Here is a 20,190-nt window from a genome sequence, read left to right as displayed (position 1 = left end):
TTAACGCACCTTCAGCGTGGCCAGGCCAATCAGCACCAGCATTAGCGAAATAATCCAGAAGCGCACAATGACGCGCGGTTCCGGCCAGCCCTTGAGTTCATAGTGGTGATGGATCGGCGCCATGCGGAAAATACGCTGGCCGCGCAACTTAAACGATCCCACCTGCAGGATTACCGACAGCGTTTCAACCACAAACACGCCACCCATAATCACCAGTAAAAATTCCTGACGCAGCAACACGGCGATGGTTCCCAGCGCGCCGCCCAGCGCCAGTGAGCCGACATCCCCCATAAAGACCTGAGCCGGATAGGTGTTGAACCACAGGAAGCCCAGCCCTGCCCCGACGATGGCGGTACAGACAATCACCAGCTCACCGGCGTGACGCAGATAAGGAATATGAAGATATTCAGCAAACTTCACGTTACCGGTGGCCCAGGCAACCAGCGCAAAGCCTGCGGCGACAAAGACGGTGGGCATGATCGCCAGACCATCGAGACCATCGGTCAGATTGACCGCGTTACCCGTTCCGACAATCACAAAGTAGGCCAGCAGCACATAAAACAGGCCTAACTGCGGCATGATGTCTTTGAAAAAGGGCACCACAAGCTGGGTCGCCGGGGTGTCTTTACCTGCTGCATAAAGCCCGAACGCGACGCCCAGAGAAATCACCGACATCCAGAAATATTTCCAGCGGGCAATCAGACCCTTAGTATCTTTGCGCACCACTTTGCGGTAGTCATCGACAAAGCCGATGATGCCAAAGCCGATTAGCACGAACAGCACGCACCAGACATACGGATTCGATGGATACGCCCACATCAGCACCGAAATGGTGATGGAGGTCAGAATCATAATCCCGCCCATTGTGGGCGTTCCGCGCTTACTGAAATGCGATTCCGGGCCATCGTTACGGACAACCTGACCAATCTGTAATTTCTGCAGCCACGCAATCAGGCGCGGCCCCATCCAGAGAGAGATAAAGAGTGCTGTCAGCAGGCTGACAATGGCGCGAAACGTCAGATAGGAAAAGACGTTGAAGCCCGAATAAAAAGTGACCAGATGCTCGGCCAGCCAAACTAACATGTTCCTTTCTCCTTTAAGCTCTGTACTACCTGCTCCATGGCGGCACTACGCGAGCCTTTTATCAGGACGGTAATTTCTGAGTGTTCGGACAACAATTGACGCAAACGTTCAGTCAGCGCTGTCTTATCGCTGAAATGTTCGCCAGCTTTGCTGTTTTCACTAATAAAATGGCTGAATTTTCCGCAGCTCAATACGCGATCAATACCTGCATCACGTGCCGCATCCCCGATTTCGCGGTGGCATTTTTCGGTCTCATCACCCAGTTCCGCCATATCGCCGGCGACCAGCACCCGGTAGCCCGGCATCTCTGACAGGACCTGGACGGCGGCGGTCATCGATCCGACATTCGCGTTATAACTGTCATCCAGCAGCAGCTGATGCGCAGAGAGGCGCACCGGGAACAGGCGACCTGGCACCGACTGCAGGTTTTTCAGCCCCTGCTGAACGGCGCTAAGCGGGGCATCCACTGAGAGGGCCAGAGCCGCCGCAGCCAGTGCGTTGGCGATGTTATGCCGACCCGGCAACGGCAGCACAATCTCAGCCTCACCACGCGGTGTCTTCATCACAAAATGGGTGCCGTCCTGCGCAATGCGGATATCACGGGCAGAGAAATCACACGCTGCCGCCTGCGGCGAGAAGCGCCACACGGTTTTGTCCTGCAGCGTGGTCTGCCAGTTTGGCCAGTCGTTGCTTTCCTCATTGAGAATCGCAATGCCATTCGCCGGTAAGCCCTGAAAAATCTCGCCCTTGGCTTTAGCGACACCCGCCAGCGAACCAAAGCCTTCCAGATGGGCCGCTGCCAGGTTATTCACCAGCGCGCTTTCCGGTTTAACCAGGTCGGTGGTGTAGGCGATTTCGCCCTGATGATTAGCGCCAAGCTCAATTACCGCATACTGATGCTCTGCGGTCAGACGCAGCAGCGTCATCGGCACGCCATAATCGTTGTTGAGATTGCCTGCGGTGTAGAGCGTCTCACCGCACTCACGCAGAATCGCTGCCGTCATCTCTTTAACCGACGTTTTGCCGGACGAGCCGGTCAGCGCCACGACGCGGGCAGTGGACTGCTGACGAACCCAGGCACTCAGTCGGCCAAAAGCAAGTCGGGTATCTTCCACGACGACCTGAGGCACAGAGACAGGTAAATGCTTACTGACCAGTAACGCCTGTGCGCCACTGTCAATGGCCTCTTCAGCGAAGTCATGGGCATCAAAACGTTCGCCCACCAGCGCGACAAACAGACTGCCTGCTGTCACTTTGCGGGTATCCGTCGTTACGTCATTCAGGGTTAAATCACTGCCGTGCAGCGTTCCGCCGGTGATCTCCGCAAGCGTTTTTAATGAAACCGGAATCATGCTGCGCCTCCCAGCAGTGCCGCAACCGTGGCACGATCGGAGTAGTCGAGACGGCGATTGCCGATGATCTGATAATCTTCGTGGCCTTTACCGGCCACCAGCACGATATCGTCGGGCTGAGCCTGCATGATGGTGTTAGTGACGGCCTGCGCGCGGCCAGACACCACCCGTGCACGGCCCGGATCCAGCAAACCGGTCAGAATATCGTTAACAATCGCCTGCGGATCTTCGCTGCGCGGATTGTCGTCGGTAATCACCACCACATCCGCATATTGCTCAGCAATCGCGCCCATTAATGGTCGTTTGCCTTTGTCACGATCGCCACCGCAGCCAAACAGACACCACAGTTTGCCTTTGCAGTGCAGGCGGGCTGCTTCCAGCGCTTTTTCCAGCGCATCCGGCGTATGGGCATAATCCACCACGACCGTCGGTTTTCCGGCGGCGCTGAACACTTCCATACGCCCGTTGACCGGCTGCAACTGCGGTGCAACGTTGATCAGCGTCGCCAGCGGATAATCCAGTGACAGCAGCGTCGCCAGCGCCAGCATCAGATTGCTGACGTTGAACGCGCCCATTAATGGACTGTTGATTTCTCCGTTGCCCCAGCTGGAGCTGAAACGGATGTGCGCGCCGTTATCGTGGTACTCCACCGCATCGGCTTTCAGCCAGCGGCCATGGCAGCCCGGCTGGAGGTTATTCTCCATCGTGACGGCAACGGCATCCGGTAAGCGCGCCAGCCAGCGACGACCGACTTCATCATCGGCGTTAAGAATCGCCTGCCCGACCTGATGCTCAGAAAACAACAGCCATTTGGCTGACTCGTAGCTCTGCATATCACCGTGATAATCGAGGTGATCGCGGCTGAGATTGGTAAAGACCGCTGCGGCAAACGGCAGCGCCGCGACGCGATGCTGAACCAGTCCGTGTGACGAGACTTCCATTGCGGTCAGGGTCGCCCCTTTTTCCGCCAGATCGTTCAGCAGATGCTGAACATCAACTGCTGAGCCGGTGGTATTTTCTGCCGCGGACAAGTGACCCACCAGCCCATTCCCGACGGTGCCCATGACCGCGCTGGTTTCACCCAGCAGCGTTGCCCACTGCGCCAGCAACTGGGTCGTGGTGGTTTTACCATTTGTACCCGTAACGCCAATCAGCGTCTGTTTCTCACCCGGCTGCTGATAAAAACGGCCTGCTAAGGCTGAAAGACGCTGAGGCAATTGGGCCAGATAGATAACCGGTACGCCGTGCATTTCACGGATTTCGCCGTCGGCGGCTTCGCCTTCAGCTTCGGCCACCACGGCGGCGACGCCCTGAGCAATCGCCTGCGGGATGAAACGGCGTCCATCGACCTGATGGCCTGCAACAGCGACAAACAGATCGCCAGAAGCCGCAATGCGGCTATCCAGTGTCATGTCGCGCAGTGGGCGCGCCGGCGCGCCTGGCACCCAGGGGCCGAGTAAGTCGCGCAGGTTACGATCTGTCACTTGTTTCCTCACTTCTGTTAGTCACCAACTCATTCTTGTCATTGGTCGGTAACGCGTCCGGCTCGATGTTCATGGTGCGCAGTACGCCGCCCATGATGGCACCAAACACCGGGGCAGAAACCGCACCACCGTAATACTTGCCGGCCTGGGGATCGTTGATCACCACCACCAGCGCGAATCGGGGATGACTGGCAGGCGCAACGCCTGCGGTATAGGCAATGTATTTGTTGACGTAGCGACCATCGGGGCCGACTTTTTTCGCTGTACCGGTTTTTATCGCAATCCGATAACCTTTGATGGCCGCTTTGACCCCACCGCCACCAGGCAGCGCCACGCTTTCCATCATATGCATCACGGTTTTCACCAGTGACTCATCGAAAACGCGTTGTCCCGCGACGGGCGGATCCACTTTGGTAATCGACAGCGGACGATTAATGCCATAGCTGCCAATTGTTGCGTAGACTCGCGCTAACTGTAACGGCGTTACCATTAGCCCGTAGCCGAAAGAGAAGGTGGCCCTCTCTATGTCAGACCACCGTTGTTTTTTAGGGTATAAGCCACTGCTTTCCCCGACCAGCCCCAAATTGGTCGGTTTGCCCAGTCCAAAGCGCGCATAAGTTTCTACAAGCGCTGAGGAAGGCATCGCTAACGCCAGACGTGAAACACCGACGTTACTCGATTTCTGTAAAACCCCTGTCAGGGTCAATTCGTTGTAGCGCGCCACATCCTTGATCTCATGACCATTGACGCGATATGGCACGGTATTCAGGACGCTGTTCTCTCTGACCACGCCGCGTTGCAGCGCCGCCATGACCACCATCGGCTTCACGGTCGAGCCCGGTTCAAAAATGTCGGTGATGGCGCGGTTACGCATCAGATCTTTCGGCGTGTTGCCAAGATTATTCGGGTTGTAAGCCGGGCTGTTGGCCATCGCCAGTACTTCGCCGGTATTCACATCCACCAGGACTGCCGTGCCCGATTCCGCTTTGTTAAAGGCCACAGCGTTATTCAGTTCACGGTAGACCAGCGCCTGTAAGCGCTCATCGATGCTGAGAGTCAGGTTATGCGCGGCCCGGCTGTCCACAGAGGAGATATCTTCGATGACGCGACCGTAGCGATCTTTACGCACCGTCCGCTCGCCCGGCGCACCGGTCAGCCATTTATCAAAACTCTTCTCAATGCCTTCAATGCCCTGCCCGTCGATGTTGGTAAAGCCAATCAGATGAGAGGTAACCTGCCCGGCAGGATAGTAACGGCGCGACTCTTCGCGCAGATGAATACCGGGAAGTTTGAGTTTTTTGACGTAGTCGCCGATGGCCGGATTGACCTGACGCGCCAGATAGACAAAGCGGCCTTTAGGATTGGCATTTACGCGCGCGGCCAACTGGTCAAGGGGGATAGAGAGCGCATCAGAGAGTGCCTTCCAGCGGCTGTCCAGCGTGACGCCACCACCGGCGTGCAGCTCTTTTGGATCCGCCCAGATGGCATTAACCGGGACACTCACTGCCAGCGGTCGTCCGGCACGATCGCTGATCATCCCGCGCGAGGTTGGCACCGCCTGAACGCGCAGCGAGCGCAGATCGCCCTCTTTGACCAGCTTGCCAGGATTGATCACCTGCAGCCAGGCAACACGTGACAGCAATCCACCCAGCGCCAGTAAAATACAGCCGCACAGCAACGCAAAACGCCAGCTTACAAAGCTGGCTTTATCTTCCGGTTTCTTCAATTTCAGCGTTCTGCCTGTGCCGCTCATTCGCTAACTTAAGTCCTTATTTCTGCACCACGATATTTTCTTGTGAAGGATCAACGTGCTGCAGCTGCAGCTTCTCGGTGGCGATGCGTTCAACACGGCTGTGATCGCCCAGCGCATTCTCTTCCAGAATCAGGTTGCGCCACTCGATATCCAGCGCGTCACGCTCCAGCACCAGCTGTTCACGCTGTGCCGTTAACAGTCGTGTTTTATGCGTGGTGGTGACCACCAGCACGGCAGAAACCACGACAGCGATCAGCAACAGCACCGGAATCTTGCCCTTTCGCAGCAGATCCCCGCCGATAACGGCAGGCAGACTGTGACGCTCGTTACCGATCATGCGTCGGTTTTCTCCGCGATACGTAAAACCGAGCTGCGCGCGCGTGGGTTCTCAGAGACTTCAGCGTCACCCGGCGACATTTTGCCGAGCAACTTCAGTTCACGGCCACCCAGGGCTCGCAGCTGATGTTCAGTCATCGGTATTCCGGCCGGCACCTGTGGTCCACGACTCTGATCGCGCATAAAGCGCTTAACCAGCCGATCTTCCAGTGAATGGAAGCTGATCACAGAGAGACGGCCCTGCGGTGCGAGTACCTGAACCGCGCCTTTCAGTGCGTTATCGATCTCTTCCAGTTCACTGTTAATCCAGATGCGAATGGCCTGGAAGCTGCGTGTAGCCGGATGTTTAAACTTATCTTTCACTGGCATAGCGATGGAGATGACTTCAGCCAGTTCACGGGTGCGGGTCATCGGCTGCTCGCGATTGCGCTCGACAATGGCCCGGGCAATACGTTTAGCGAATCGCTCTTCACCGTAAGTCTTCAGGACGAAAGCGATATCTGCCTCTTCCGCGTGCAGCAACCATTCTGCGGCTGAGTGACCACGCGACGGGTCCATTCGCATGTCCAGCGGTCCGTCACGCATAAAGGAGAAGCCGCGTTCAGCGTCATCCAGTTGCGGCGATGAAACCCCCAGGTCCAGCAAAATCCCGTCAATTTTTCCGACCAGATCCCGTTCAGAAACATACTCTGCCAGCGCAGAAAAAGGGCCATGAATAATTGAAAAACGCGGGTCGGTAATCTCAGCAGCAGCGGCGATAGCTTGCGGATCACGATCGATGGCGATCAGTTTTCCCTTCTCTCCCAGTTGCGAAAGAATCAGGCGTGAGTGGCCACCACGACCAAATGTGCCGTCGATGTAAATACCGTCTTCCCTGATATTGAGGCCGTTAACCGCCTCATCCAACAGCACGGTGGTATGTTTGAAATTTTCCTGCATAGCTATAGCGACAAGTCCTGCAACCGCTCAGATAAAGGTTCCTGAGCCGACTGTTCTGCGTCAATATCGTCCCTGACTTGTTGATACCAGGTCTGTTCATCCCACAGCTCAAACTTATTGAACTGTCCAACCAGCATCACTTCTTTGGTTAATTTTGCGTGCTGCCGAAGCGTATTCGCCAGCAGCAGGCGGCCTGCATTGTCCATCTGACATTCACTGGCATGTCCCAGCAGCAAACGCTGCACGCGGCGCTCAAGTGGATTCATACTGGAAAGGCGTGCCAGCTTTTTTTCAATGATTTCCCATTCGGGCAGGGTGTAAAGCAACAGGCATGGCTGGTGGAGGTCGATGGTACAGACCATCTGCCCCTGAGACTCCCCAATCAGCAATTCGCGATATCGCGTGGGTACGGCGAGCCGCCCTTTGCTGTCGAGATTGACTAACGTTGCTCCGCGGAACATGCCAGTCTCTTCTCCTCATCACCCATTTACGCCACTTTATCCCACTTTTTACCACGAAACGAGTTTAAGGATCCCATGAAATCCTTGTCAAGCCGGAGCGGCAGTTGAATATCACTCTTTACAAGGCGCAAAATTAAAGTCTGGCGACGATATAATCGAATAAAAGGAGAAACTAAAAATTAAGCCAATGAATAACTGAATAAAAAAAATGGCTCGGGGAAAAAAGACTAAAAATGAAACAATGTAAAGGGTTAAATATTTATCCTGATTTCTGAGACAGCGGCGGCATTTTAGGGGATTTCTGAATGGAAGCCCAGCGGCTTCAGGGCAGACGGGAAAGAAGGTTTGTTGAAGTTGTAAGCAAATAATAGGTATCGGGCTTTCTGCTTTGTTAGATTTGATGAGCAGAATTTACCCTTTTTTACGTCGACCTGTTTATTTAATCAGTAAATCGCGAAATAAAAGGGGCAGTATAATACTGCCCGTTACTCATTTAACTCTTCGGCTTAATTGTCCGCGACGGTATAAATTACGCCGGATACGGGTTAAGCCTGGTTTTGGTTTTCGGGGTTCGTCCAGTGAGGCTAAAACTAATTCCAGCACGCGCTCTGCCACGTCACGATGACGCTGACCAACGGCCAGGACCGGACACTCAAGAAAGTCCAGTAATTCGTGGTCGCCAAAGGTGGCAATCGCCAGCTCCGTCGGCAGGCGGCCGTTTCGTTTCAGCGTCACATCCATCACACCCTGCAGCAGCCCAAAAGAGGTGGTGAAAAGCGCCTCTGGCATCGGATGATCTTCAAGGTATTTCTCAAACAGTGCAGCAGCAGCAGTGCGTTCGAAGCTGTTGCAGTAGATATAATCAATCGGACGGGGATCGTCTTTCCAGGCATCGCGGAAACCCATTTCGCGCAGGAAGCTCACTGACAGTTCGGGTAACGCACCGAGGAACAGCACATTTTTAACGTCGAGCTGACGCAGTTCAGCAGCCAGTGTCTGGGCATCGTCCTGATCGGCCCCGACGACACTGGTAAAATGTTCACGATCCAGCGCACGGTCCAGCGCAATTATTGGCAGAGAATCGTTGATCCAGCGCTGATAAAAGGGATGCTCTGGCGGTAATGAGGTGGAAACGATAATTGCATCGACCTGGCGCTGCAGCAGATGTTCAATGCAGCGCATCTCGTTTTCAGGCTGATCTTCAGAACAGGCGATAAGAAGCTGATAGCCGCGCTGACGTGCCTGTCGCTCAAGATAGTTTGCAATACGCGTATAACTGGTATTTTCCAGATCAGGGATCACTAACCCAATGGATCGCGTACGCCCGGCGCGCAGCCCCGCAGCCACCGCATTAGGGTGATAATTATGTTCACGTACCACTGCCATGACTTTTTCAACGGTCTTGTCGCTGACACGATACTGCCGCGCTTTGCCGTTGATCACATAACTGGCCGTGGTGCGCGACACGCCTGCCAAACGCGCAATTTCATCCAGTTTCACAATAACCCCACCATCAAATCCGCTTTTACGGCAGAAATAGCCGCAGTTAAGCTATGGATAACTCATGTCTATCATCTAACAGCAGAAAAGTGCGCGGAGCAACCGCTTTTCTGAATGTAATCCGCCTGACGCATAAAAAATAAAAAAACCCGGCATTTCGCCGGGTTAGGTGAGGATTGATGATGACGCAGCGTGATTAACGCATGATGCGATCGCCGCGTGAAACGCCGACGATACCGGAGCGCGCCACTTCAACAATTTCAGCGACATCGCGGACGGTGCTCAGGAAGGCGTCCAGTTTGTCGCTGGTGCCTGCCAGCTGAACCGTGTACAGCGTCGGCGTTACATCGATGATCTGACCACGGAAGATCTCGGCGTTACGCTTCACCTCTTCGCGACCATAACCACTGGCCTGAATCTTCACCAGCATGATTTCGCGCTCAACATAGGCGCCCTGCCCCAGCTCGGTGACGCGCAGGACATCCACCAGCTTGTGCAGTTGCTTTTCAATCTGCTCCAGTACCTTCTGATCGCCCACCGTCTGAATGGTCATCCGCGACAGTGTGGGATCGTCGGTTGGCGCCACGGTCAGGCTTTCAATGTTATAGCCGCGCTGTGAGAACAGGCCGACGACACGGGATAATGCGCCGGATTCGTTCTCCAGCAGAACTGATAAAATACGACGCATAATTATGTCCTCTCCGTTTTGCTCAACCACATCTCATCCATGCTGCCACCGCGAATCTGCATTGGGTAGACATGTTCGCTACCGTCAACGGTGACATCCACAAAGACCAGACGCCCCTTCGCCAGGGTTTCCAGCGCCAGCGTCAGCTTCTCTTCCAGCTCAGCCGGATGCTCAATCGCGATCCCGACGTGACCGTAGGCTTCCGCCAGACGCACGAAGTCAGGCAGCGATTCCATATAAGACTGGGAGTGGCGACCCGAGTAGATCATATCCTGCCACTGTTTCACCATGCCCAGCACCCGGTTATTCAGGTTCAGTACCAGCACCGGCAGATCGTACTGCAATGCTGTTGAAAGCTCCTGAATATTCATCTGGATACTGCCATCGCCCGTTACGCAGATGACGGTCTCTTCCGGCAGCGCCATTTTCACACCCAGCGCCGCGGGCAGGCCAAAGCCCATGGTGCCCAGACCGCCAGAGTTGATCCAGCGGCGCGGTTTATCGAAAGGATAATAGAGCGCAGCAAACATCTGGTGCTGACCTACATCTGACGTGACATAGGCATCGCCTTTGGTCAGCCGGCTGATGGTTTCAATCACGGCCTGCGGCTTAATTTTGTCGCTGGTGCGATCAAATTCCAGACAGTGACGACTGCGCCAGCCTTCAATCTCCTGCCACCAGTCGTGCAGGCTTTCAGCACGTGATGGCGTGTCGCTTTGCGTCAGTAACTCCAGCATCTGCTGCAGCACCTGTTTTGCATCGCCGACAATCGGGATATCCGCCGACACCGTTTTGGAAATAGAGGTCGGGTCGATATCGATGTGCATCACCGTGGCATTGGGGCAATATTTCGCCAGATTGTTGGTGGTGCGATCATCAAAGCGAACACCGATCCCAAAAATCAGGTCGGTGTTGTGCATCGTCATATTAGCTTCATAGGTGCCGTGCATACCCAGCATGCCGACACACTGACGATGGGTGCCAGGAAACGCGCCCAGGCCCATCAGCGAGGTCGTCACCGGAATATTCAGGCTTTCTGCCAGCTGTAACAGCTCCGCTTCACAGCCTGCGGTAATGGCACCGCCACCCGCATAGATCACCGGCTTCTTCGCCGCCAGCAATGTTGTCAGCGCGCGCTTAATCTGCCCTTTATGACCCTGAATAGTGGGATTGTAAGAGCGCATGCTCACTGACTCCGGCCAGTGATAAGGCAATTTGTTCGCCGGGTTCAGGATATCTTTTGGCAGGTCAATCACCACGGGTCCCGGACGGCCGCTGGAGGCCAGCCAGAATGCCTTTTTCAGCACGCTTGGGATCTCTTCGGTGTTTTTCACCAGGAAGCTGTGCTTCACCACCGGACGAGAGATGCCGACCATGTCGCATTCCTGAAAGGCGTCATAGCCAATCAGCGACGACGGAACCTGACCCGACAGAATCACCAGCGGAATCGAGTCCATATAGGCGGTGGCGATACCGGTAATCGCATTGGTTGCACCAGGTCCGGAGGTGACCAGCACCACGCCGACTTCACCCGTCGCGCGCGCCAGGCCATCAGCCATATGCACCGCACCCTGCTCATGGCGCACCAGAATGTGATCGATACCTCCGACGGTTTGCAGCGCATCATAGATATCTAAGACTGCGCCACCCGGATAACCGAATACCTGCTTCACGCCCTGATCGATTAACGAACGGACGACCATTTCGGCTCCTGACAACATCTCCATCTTCTGCCTCCAGGCTTGCGGACCCGGCTCTGTGAATGCGCCCGTTTATGCGTATCACGTTGCCCCGGTGCCTGCTTTGCCAATCAAAATCTTATGTTTATGCACGACAGCGGAAACGTCAGCCGCTGTCCGGTTACAGAGAAATCTGTTGCGTTTATTTTTCTGAGAGTAGGTCGATTACCATAACCGCAGTTACACGGGCAGGCAAACCGCAAACCCGCGTAAATTAAAAGGCAGGGACGTAAAGCCTCTGGCCGATAAGAATTGGCTACGCGGATTAAACTAATTACGCGGCAGAACCGCAGAGGAAAATGCTGGGTATGAAATTATTTTCAGCGTGATCTAAGAAATAACGAAAACTTATTACCGGCTGCAATAGCCCACTATCGTCTGACATTTTTCTTTTCTGGCGTAATTAACCAGGAAATCACTAAAGCACATTGGATTATGCTAACCAGCAGGTGATAAATGCTGTGTTCCCGCATAACACCATGCAAACAAAATACTTATAATTCAATTAAATAGAATTTAAATCGCGCCCCAGCGCCCCGCATTCCCGCGCTGATTGCGTCCACAGTGAGGGTCGCGCTGTTCATTACGCTGCCTGACCGATAAATAACAGAATATCTTCCTCTGGCGCCCAGGAGAATACCCCTGCATTGAAGGTTGACATCCCTGAATGATTCCAGTACCAATATGTACAGCACAACATTTTATAAGGTTTGAATCCATGTTTCGTTCTGTTCGCCTTCTCGGTCTACTACTAAACGCACTCAGCTTGCGCGGTAGACTTGTGGGCGGAATCAAACACTGATTCAAACCTGCTGAAAGTTAAAAACCCGCGCCTGTCGCGGGTTTTTTTATGCTCGTTGCCAGGCCAGAAAAAGCATAAGGATGAATACGATGAGCCAGCAAGTCATTATTTTCGATACCACTCTGCGCGACGGTGAGCAGGCATTACAGGCCAGCCTGAGTGTGAAAGAAAAATTGCAGATTGCGTTAGCGCTGGAGCGCATGGGCGTGGATGTGATGGAAGTCGGTTTCCCGGTCTCCTCACCGGGCGACTTTGAGTCTGTTCAGACCATTGCGCGCACCATCAAAAACAGCCGCGTCTGTGGACTGGCGCGCTGTGTAGAAAAAGATATCGACGCAGCTTATGAGTCACTGCGTGTTGCCGAAGCCTTCCGTATTCATACCTTCATCGCCACTTCCCCAATGCACATCGCAACCAAACTGCGCAGCACGCTGCCAGAAGTGATTGAGCGTGCGGTACATATGGTGAAGCGTGCGCGTAACTACACCAGTGACGTTGAGTTCTCCTGTGAAGATGGCGGCCGTACCCCGATTGATGACCTGTGCCGTATGGTGGAAGCCACGATTAACGCCGGTGCGACCACCATCAACATCCCGGATACCGTTGGTTACACCCTGCCAGGCGAATATGCGCACATTATCAGTGAACTGATGAACCGCGTTCCTAACATCGATAAAGCGATTATCTCTGTGCATACCCACGATGACCTGGGTATGGCATCCGGTAATGCCCTGGCTGCTGTCCAGGCAGGCGCGCGTCAGGTTGAAGGCACGATGAATGGTCTGGGTGAACGTGCCGGTAACTGTGCGCTGGAAGAGGTGATCATGGCGATTAAAACCCGCCAGCAGATCATGAACGTACACACCAATATCAATCATCAGGAAATTTACCGTACCAGCCAGATGGTCAGCCAGATCTGCAACATGCCGATCCCAGCGAATAAAGCCGTGGTCGGCTCCAATGCTTTCGCCCACTCTTCCGGTATTCATCAGGATGGCGTGCTGAAGAATCGCGAGAACTACGAAATCCTGACGCCGGAATCGATCGGCTTACATAAAATTCAGCTCAATCTGACTTCTCGTTCCGGCCGTGCGGCGGTAAAACATCGTATGGAAGAGATGGGTTATGCCGAGCAGGATTACAATCTGGATACGCTGTATGACGCTTTCCTGAAACTGGCCGACAAAAAAGGTCAGGTCTTTGATTACGACCTGGAAGCGCTGGCCTTCATCAACAAACAGAATGAAGAGCCGGAGCATTTCCAGCTGCACGAATTTAACGTCCAGACCGGTTCCAGCATGACTGCCACCGCCTCGGTTAATCTGGGTTGCGGCGATGTTGCTAAATCTGATGCGGCTACCGGTAACGGCCCGGTTGACGCGGTTTACCAGGCGATTAACCGCATTACCCAGTTTGACGCTGAGTTGGTTAACTACAAACTGACCGCTAAAGGCCACGGCGAGAATGCGCTGGGCCAGGTCGATATCGTCGTAAGCTACAACGGCCGCAAATTCCACGGAATTGGTCTGGCGACCGATATTGTGGAGTCCTCCGCTAAAGCGATGGTCAACGCCCTGAACAATATCTGGCGTGCCCGTCAGGTTGAACAAGAATTGCAGCGCAAATTTAAAGACCAGAAGGAAACCGTATAACCATGTCCAGTTCATCTCATATCGCAGTTTTACCCGGTGATGGTATCGGCCCGGAAGTGATGGCGCAGGCGATGAAGGTGCTTGATGCCATTCGTCAGCGCTTTGATATGCAGATCACTACTCAGGAATATGCGGTCGGCGGCATCGCTATCGATCAGCATGGAGAGCCTCTGCCACCGGCAACGGTTGCAGGCTGCGAGCAGGCCGACGCGATCCTGTTTGGTTCCGTTGGCGGTCCGAAGTGGGAGCACTTACCGCCCGCATCACAGCCGGAGCGCGGTGCGCTACTGCCGCTGCGCAAACATTTTAAGCTGTTCAGTAACCTGCGTCCGGCTGCGCTCTACAGCGGTCTGGAAGCATTTTGCCCGTTGCGCGCCGACATCGCGGCTAAAGGCTTCGACATTCTGTGCGTGCGTGAACTGACTGGCGGCATCTATTTTGGCCAGCCGAAAGGACGCGAAGGCAGCGGCCCGGAAGAGCGTGCTTTTGATACCGAGGTCTATCACCGTTTCGAAATCGAGCGCATTGCCCGTATCGCGTTTGAATCGGCGCGCAAACGTCGCAACAAAGTCACCTCGGTTGATAAAGCTAACGTGCTGCAGACCTCGGTGATGTGGCGCGAAATCGTCAACGAAGTGGCTAAAGAGTACCCTGACGTGCAACTGAGCCACATCTACATCGACAACGCGACCATGCAGTTGATCAAAGACCCGTCGCAGTTTGACGTGCTGCTCTGCTCCAACCTGTTTGGTGACATTCTGTCTGATGAGTGCGCCATGATCACCGGCTCGATGGGTATGCTGCCGTCAGCCAGCCTGAATGAAGCGGGCTTTGGCCTGTTCGAACCGGCGGGGGGATCAGCGCCGGATATCGCCGGTCAGAATATTGCTAACCCGGTCGCCCAGATTCTGTCGCTGTCATTGCTGCTGCGTTACAGCCTGAATGCCGATGCGGCAGCCGACAGTATCGAACGCGCCATCAGTCGTGCACTGGAACAGGGCTACCGCACCAAAGATTTAGCCGGTGATGGCCCAGCGGTCAGCACAGATGAGATGGGCAGCATCATTGCCCGCTTTATCGCCGAGGAAAAATAAAAAAATGAAAACCTTATACCAGAAGTTATTTGATGCACATGTCGTCCATGAAACGCCAGAAGAAACCCCATTACTCTACATTGATCGCCATCTGATCCATGAAGTGACCTCGCCCCAGGCCTTTGATGGTCTGCGTGCGCACGGACGTAAAGTCCGTCAGCCGGGCAAAACCTTTGCCACCATGGATCACAACGTCTCCACGCAGACCAAAGACATTAATGCGTCAGGCGAGATGGCGCGTATTCAGATGCAGGAGCTGATGAAGAACTGCGCAGAGTTTGGCGTACAGCTCTATGACCTGAATCACCCTTTCCAGGGCATCGTCCACGTTATCGGCCCTGAGCAGGGTATGACGCTGCCGGGAATGACCATTGTCTGCGGCGACTCGCACACGGCGACGCACGGCGCCTTTGGCTCGCTGGCCTTTGGTATCGGCACCTCTGAGGTGGAACATGTGTTTGCAACGCAGACCCTGAAACAGGGTCGGGCGAAAACCATGAAGATTGAAGTGCTGGGCCAGGCATCCACCGGCATTACAGCAAAAGATATCGTGCTGGCGATCATCGGTAAAACCGGCAGCGCGGGCGGCACCGGCTATGTTGTTGAGTTCTGCGGCCCTGCGATTCAGGCGCTGAGCATGGAGGGTCGTATGACGCTGTGCAACATGGCGATTGAGATGGGGGCGAAAGCGGGCCTGGTGGCACCGGACGAGACCACCTTTAACTATCTGAAAGGTCGTCAGTTCTCGCCTCAGGGTGAGAAATGGGAGCAGGCAGTGGAATACTGGCGCACCCTGAAGTCTGACGCAGGCGCGAAGTATGATGCGGTGGTCACGCTGCATGCCGAAGAGATCGCACCGCAGGTCACCTGGGGCACCAACCCGGGTCAGGTGATTGCCGTTGATCAGGTGATCCCGAATCCGGCCTCGTTCGCCGATCCGGTTGAGCGCGCCTCAGCGGAAAAAGCGCTGGCCTACATGAACCTGCAACCGGGCATCAGACTGACCGATGTTGCGATTGATAAAGTGTTTATCGGCTCCTGCACCAACTCACGCATTGAAGATCTGCGTGCCGCCGCCGCCATCGCTAAAGGCCGCAAAGTGGCACCTGGCGTGGTTGCCATGGTGGTACCAGGTTCCGGCCCGGTAAAAGCGCAGGCTGAAGCGGAAGGTCTGGATAAAATCTTCCTGGAAGCGGGCTTTGAATGGCGTCTGCCTGGCTGCTCAATGTGTCTGGCGATGAACAATGATCGTCTGAATCCGGGCGAGCGTTGCGCCTCTACCAGCAACCGTAACTTTGAAGGCCGTCAGGGCCGTGGTGGACGTACCCATCTGGTCAGCCCGGCGATGGCCGCGGCGGCTGCCGTGACCGGCCACTTTGCCGACATCCGTGAACTGACGACAGGAGCCTAAGTCATGGCGAATAAATTTACTCAGCATACTGGTATTGTTGCGCCGCTGGATGCCGCGAACGTTGATACGGACGCAATCATTCCCAAGCAGTTTTTGCAGAAGGTGACCCGCACCGGTTTCGGTCAGCACCTGTTCCACGACTGGCGCTTTGAAGATGATGCCGGTACGGTGCCGACGCCTGGCTTTGTGCTGAATAAGCCGGAGTTTAAAGGCACCAGCATCCTGCTGGCGCGCGAGAACTTTGGCTGCGGCTCCTCACGTGAGCATGCCCCGTGGGCGCTGACCGATTTCGGTTTCCACGTGGTGATTGCGCCGAGCTTCGCGGATATCTTTTACGGCAACAGTTTCAACAACCAGCTGTTGCCGGTGAAATTAAGCGAAGAGGAAGTGGATGAGCTGTTCAGACTGGTAGCGGCCCAGCCAGGCATCAGCTTCACAGTCGATCTGGAAGCGCAGACGGTCACCGCAGGCGACAAAGTCTATTCGTTTGAACTCGATAGCTTCCGTCGCCACTGCATGATTAACGGCCTGGACAGCATCGGCCTGACGCTGCAGCATGAAGCGTCGATTTCGCAGTATGAGCAGAATCAGCCCGCCTTCCTGCGCTGATTGCGTTAAAGCAGGGCGACATCCGGTCGCCCTGCTTCTTTATACGTCGCGCACCCGCGCCGACATCACCAGCGCCACTATCCCCAGCCCGAATGCCAGCCAGTAAACCGCCTCATGTCCCAGCCGCTCACTCAGCGTCCCCTGAATAACACCCGCCAGAATCATGCCGGTCGAAATCGAATTGGTGAACATCGTGGTCGCCGCACCCGGCCGTCCTGGCATCAGATCCTGGAACCACAACATCCCTATGCCAGCAATAATCCCGACAAACACCGCATTAAACAGCTGTAACACCATCAGCGAGGTGCGGGAATTGAAGAGCACCAGCCCCAGATAAAACAGGACGCCCGCCGCCACCGCGATCAGCATTAACCGCCGCTTGCCGATGCGACGCGCGTAATGGCCCGCCAGCAGCATCACCGGGATTTCCAGCCCGGCCGCCGTTCCCATCAGCAGACCGGCCAGTTTCTCCGGCAGACCCAGCGTGGTGCTGATATAGAGCGGCATATCAATGATATACATCGTGTTGCAGGTCCACATCGCCACCGAGGCGAGGAACAGCAAACGCACATCGCGATCGCGCCAGCCGCTCAACGGCAGCCCGCCGCTTTGCATCAGTGGTTGCGAACGTGGCACCGACGGCAGGGTAAACCAGACCAGCAGAATGCAGAGCAGAAACAGCACCGCGGCCACCATAAACAGCGTCACAAAGCCGTAGTTCAGCGCCAGCGCGAACGATAACGGCGGCCCGATCACCCACGCCAGCGACAGCTGCGCACGCATCACAGAACTGAACATCACTGCTTCACGCGCCGACTGATCGGCATACTCTCGTGCCAGCGCAAACAGCTGCGGCATAGAAACACTGGCCAGCGCTGACAGCAGTACACCCAGTGTCAGCAGAGTCAGATAGTCGCGGGTAAAGGCAAACAGTAGCGCATTCACCAGCGCCATCAGGCAGCAGAAAAGAATGATATGACGACGATCGCCGACGCTGTCTGAGCGCTTTGCCACCAGCATACTCACTACGATACCGGCCACCGCATTAATGGTGAAAAACAGCCCGACCCAGAAGGGCCGCGCCTGTACCTCGCGCGTCAGAAACAGGCTGAGCGTCGGTGCCTGCAGAGCACCCGCGATGCCCAGCATGAACGAGGCGACCATAAAAGCGAGGTAAACCGGGTTGATGCGGCGCTGCCGCGTTAACAGCGATTTCATTCGAAATCCCTTACAGAACAAACAGAGGGGAAAAAAGAAGGGTAGACGATACCGCGCAACATGAAAAAAGCCAGCAGAGATCATCTGCTGGCGGTGTAAATGCACCCTACTCAGAAAAGCACTCCGCTGAACAGCGAAGTGAGGGTCGAACGCCATTCACTGCTGAATGCCTCCCGCTCTTCCCATAGCGTAAAGTTTGCTCTTAAAATGGGGCAGGAAAAACAGAGCGCTTTTCACAGGGAGTTCCCCTTTTATGTCCTCATCACGTCTGAAGCAGCAGTTCATCCGCCTGTGGCAGAGTTGTCAGGGCCAGACGCAGAAGATTACGCTCAGCGAACTGGCTGATCTGCTGCACTGCTCGCGCCGCCATATGCGCAATCTGCTCAACCGGATGCAGGCCGCAGGCTGGCTGACCTGGCAGGCTGAAGCCGGACGCGGCAAGCGATCGCAGCTTATCTTCTGCTACACGGGCCTGGCCCTGCAGCAGCAGCGTGCCGAGGATTTGCTGGAACAGGATCGCATCGATCAGCTGGTCCAGCTGGTAGGCGATAAAAACCAGGTGCGGCAGATGATCAGCGCGCACCTGGGGCGCAGTTTCCGGCAGGGCAAGCATATCCTGCGGGTGCTCTACTATCGTCCGCTGCTCAACCTTTTGCCCGGCTCGCCGCTGCGGCGCTCGGAAACCCACATTGCCCGACAGATTTTCAACGGTCTGACGCGGATAAATGAGGAAAACGGGGAAATCGAACCCGATATTGCGCACCACTGGCAGCAGACGTCTCCACTTCACTGGCGCTTCTTCCTGCGTCCGGCGATTCGCTTCCATCACGGCAGAGAACTGGAGATGGAGGATGTGCTCGCCACGCTGGAGCGTCAGCGCCCCCATCCGCTCTTTTCCCATATTGCGCAAATCGACTCACCTGCCCCCTGGACGCTGGATATCCGTTTAAGCCAGCCCGACGAGGGCTTGCCCTGGCTGCTGGGCAGCGTCAGTGCGATGATCCTGCCGCGCGAATGGCCGACGCTGCACGACTTTGCTCGCCAGCCAGTTGGCACCGGTCCTTACCGGGTGATCCGCAATCAGGAGAGCCAGCTGAAGATCGAAGCGTTTGATGACTACTTCGGTTTTCGCGCGCTGATTGATGATGTCTCTATCTGGGTACTGCCCGACATCAGCGATGAGCTGGTCTATGCGGGTGTCCGTCTGCAGGGCGGCAGCACCGATGAAGTTCAGGAGGAGAGCCGCCTTGAAGAGGGCTGCTACTATCTTTTGTTCGACCAGCGTTCAGAGCAGGGTCGAAACGAAGCGGTCCGGCGCTGGGTCAGCTACCTGTTTAACCCCATCGCCCTGCTCAATCACGCTGGTGTCGGCTATCAGCGCTACTGGTTTCCGGCGTATGGTCTGCTGCCACGCTGGCATCATCGCCGTGACCTGACGCCAGTAGAAAAACCGCCCGACTTAACCCATCTGACGCTGACCTGGTACAGCCAGCACGTGGAGCATGAAGGCATCGCGAATGCGCTACGTCCGCTGCTGGCAGAGCATGGCGTCACGCTGGAGACCCGTGAGATCAGCTACGAAAGCTGGTATCAGGGCGAAACGGAGAGTGATATCTGGTTGGGAAGCGTGAACTTTACCCTGCCGCTGAATTATTCGCTGTTCGCACAGCTTTATGAGATCCCGCTGCTGCATCACTGCCTTGCTATCGACTGGCACGGCGATGCGGCCCGCTGGCGCGAGAAAGCGCTGCCGCTGGCCGAATGGAGCAAACAGCTGGTCGACGAAGCCGGCCTGCATCCGCTGTTTCATCACTGGCTGTTGCTTGAAGGGCAGCGCAGTATGCGCGGCGTCCGGATGAATACGCTGGGCTGGTTTGATTTTAAATCGGCCTGGTTCGCCCCACCCGCGCTGTGACGCTTTCGCCCCGGCGCTGAAATGACTAGAATGTGACGTTCTCAACGGGGTGCGGCCTGCCACAAGCAAGCCGCTGAGAGAGACCCGTCGAACCTGATTCGGTTAATACCGACGTAGGGATTTGAGAGGCCTCTGTGCTCAGATCCTTTGCGAC

17 protein-coding genes and 1 riboswitch are annotated in these 20,190 nt (G+C 55.4%); of the genes, 6 read left to right on the top strand and 11 right to left on the bottom strand.

The genetic code is table 11. The features are described from left to right. The 10 genes from mraY to ilvI form a co-directional block, all read right to left on the bottom strand. Nucleotides 1-1,083 carry a phospho-N-acetylmuramoyl-pentapeptide-transferase gene (gene mraY, locus LQK91_RS12470; RefSeq protein ID WP_105099554.1) on the bottom strand — a complete coding sequence of 361 codons (1,083 nt, stop codon included), beginning with the start codon at nt 1,081-1,083 and terminating at the stop codon, nt 1-3. Further along, entirely contained in the window at nt 1,077-2,435 is a 1,359-nt protein-coding gene (murF, locus tag LQK91_RS12465; protein WP_008925574.1) for a UDP-N-acetylmuramoyl-tripeptide--D-alanyl-D-alanine ligase, read from the bottom strand. The genes mraY and murF overlap by 7 nt, the downstream gene beginning before the upstream one ends. Next, on the bottom strand, nt 2,432-3,919 hold the full coding sequence (murE, locus tag LQK91_RS12460) for a UDP-N-acetylmuramoyl-L-alanyl-D-glutamate--2,6-diaminopimelate ligase (protein WP_105099553.1): 1,488 nt from the start codon (nt 3,917-3,919) through the stop codon (nt 2,432-2,434). The genes murF and murE overlap by 4 nt, the downstream gene beginning before the upstream one ends. Further along, entirely contained in the window at nt 3,906-5,672 is a 1,767-nt protein-coding gene (locus LQK91_RS12455) for a peptidoglycan glycosyltransferase FtsI (protein ID WP_003854762.1), read from the bottom strand. Before LQK91_RS12455 ends, murE begins: the two co-directional genes overlap by 14 nt. Nucleotides 5,673-5,688: 16 nt before the next feature. Further along, entirely contained in the window at nt 5,689-6,009 is a 321-nt protein-coding gene (ftsL, locus tag LQK91_RS12450; protein WP_003854764.1) for a cell division protein FtsL, read from the bottom strand. Then, on the bottom strand, nt 6,006-6,947 hold the full coding sequence (gene rsmH, locus LQK91_RS12445; protein ID WP_105099552.1) for a 16S rRNA (cytosine(1402)-N(4))-methyltransferase RsmH: 942 nt from the start codon (nt 6,945-6,947) through the stop codon (nt 6,006-6,008). The genes ftsL and rsmH overlap by 4 nt, the downstream gene beginning before the upstream one ends. A 2-nt stretch (nt 6,948-6,949) precedes the next feature. Beyond that, nucleotides 6,950-7,408, bottom strand: a complete 459-nt coding sequence (gene mraZ, locus LQK91_RS12440; RefSeq protein ID WP_003854767.1) for a division/cell wall cluster transcriptional repressor MraZ — start codon at nt 7,406-7,408, stop codon at nt 6,950-6,952. A 489-nt stretch (nt 7,409-7,897) separates the two neighbouring features. Then, nucleotides 7,898-8,908, bottom strand: a complete 1,011-nt coding sequence (cra, locus tag LQK91_RS12435; RefSeq protein ID WP_003854769.1) for a catabolite repressor/activator — start codon at nt 8,906-8,908, stop codon at nt 7,898-7,900. Between the two features lie 196 nt (nt 8,909-9,104). Beyond that, nucleotides 9,105-9,596 (bottom strand): acetolactate synthase small subunit, encoded by a 492-nt coding sequence (gene ilvN, locus LQK91_RS12430; protein WP_003854770.1) that lies wholly within the window; start codon nt 9,594-9,596, stop codon nt 9,105-9,107. Between the two features lie 2 nt (nt 9,597-9,598). Continuing rightward, complete coding sequence (gene ilvI / locus LQK91_RS12425; RefSeq protein WP_008925573.1) at nt 9,599-11,323, bottom strand: acetolactate synthase 3 large subunit; 1,725 nt, start codon at nt 11,321-11,323, stop codon at nt 9,599-9,601. 679 nt (nt 11,324-12,002) lie between these two features. Here ilvI and leuL point away from each other — a divergent pair. From leuL to leuD, 5 genes are all read left to right on the top strand, one after another. After that, on the top strand, nt 12,003-12,137 hold the full coding sequence (gene leuL, locus LQK91_RS22095) for a leu operon leader peptide (RefSeq protein WP_193555294.1): 135 nt from the start codon (nt 12,003-12,005) through the stop codon (nt 12,135-12,137). 89 nt (nt 12,138-12,226) lie between these two features. Continuing rightward, nucleotides 12,227-13,789 carry a 2-isopropylmalate synthase gene (gene leuA, locus LQK91_RS12420; protein WP_003854773.1) on the top strand — a complete coding sequence of 521 codons (1,563 nt, stop codon included), beginning with the start codon at nt 12,227-12,229 and terminating at the stop codon, nt 13,787-13,789. 2 nt (nt 13,790-13,791) lie between these two features. Continuing rightward, the gene (leuB, locus tag LQK91_RS12415) at nt 13,792-14,883 is read left to right on the top strand and encodes a 3-isopropylmalate dehydrogenase (protein ID WP_003854775.1); all 1,092 of its coding nucleotides are present in this window, start codon (nt 13,792-13,794) and stop codon (nt 14,881-14,883) included. A 4-nt stretch (nt 14,884-14,887) separates the two neighbouring features. Next, nucleotides 14,888-16,294 carry a 3-isopropylmalate dehydratase large subunit gene (leuC, locus tag LQK91_RS12410; protein WP_105099551.1) on the top strand — a complete coding sequence of 469 codons (1,407 nt, stop codon included), beginning with the start codon at nt 14,888-14,890 and terminating at the stop codon, nt 16,292-16,294. 3 nt (nt 16,295-16,297) lie between these two features. Next, on the top strand, nt 16,298-16,903 hold the full coding sequence (gene leuD, locus LQK91_RS12405; RefSeq protein WP_008925570.1) for a 3-isopropylmalate dehydratase small subunit: 606 nt from the start codon (nt 16,298-16,300) through the stop codon (nt 16,901-16,903). Between the two features lie 39 nt (nt 16,904-16,942). On the opposite strand, the gene LQK91_RS12400 is transcribed toward leuD, so the two are convergent. Beyond that, complete coding sequence (locus tag LQK91_RS12400; protein WP_039658787.1) at nt 16,943-18,121, bottom strand: MFS transporter; 1,179 nt, start codon at nt 18,119-18,121, stop codon at nt 16,943-16,945. 253 nt (nt 18,122-18,374) lie between these two features. On the opposite strand from LQK91_RS12400, the gene sgrR reads away from it, so the two are divergent. Next, nucleotides 18,375-20,036, top strand: a complete 1,662-nt coding sequence (sgrR, locus tag LQK91_RS12395) for an HTH-type transcriptional regulator SgrR (RefSeq protein ID WP_105099550.1) — start codon at nt 18,375-18,377, stop codon at nt 20,034-20,036. Nucleotides 20,037-20,071: 35 nt separating this feature from the next. After that, nucleotides 20,072-20,174: riboswitch (TPP riboswitch) on the top strand. Nucleotides 20,175-20,190: the final 16 nt, after the last annotated feature.

Source organism: Pantoea sp. MHSD4 (assembly GCF_021043305.1).
Lineage (GTDB): Bacteria > Pseudomonadota > Gammaproteobacteria > Enterobacterales > Enterobacteriaceae > Pantoea > Pantoea eucalypti.
Note: the sequence above shows the minus strand (reverse complement) of the source record. Positions and strands in the feature narration are given on the sequence as shown.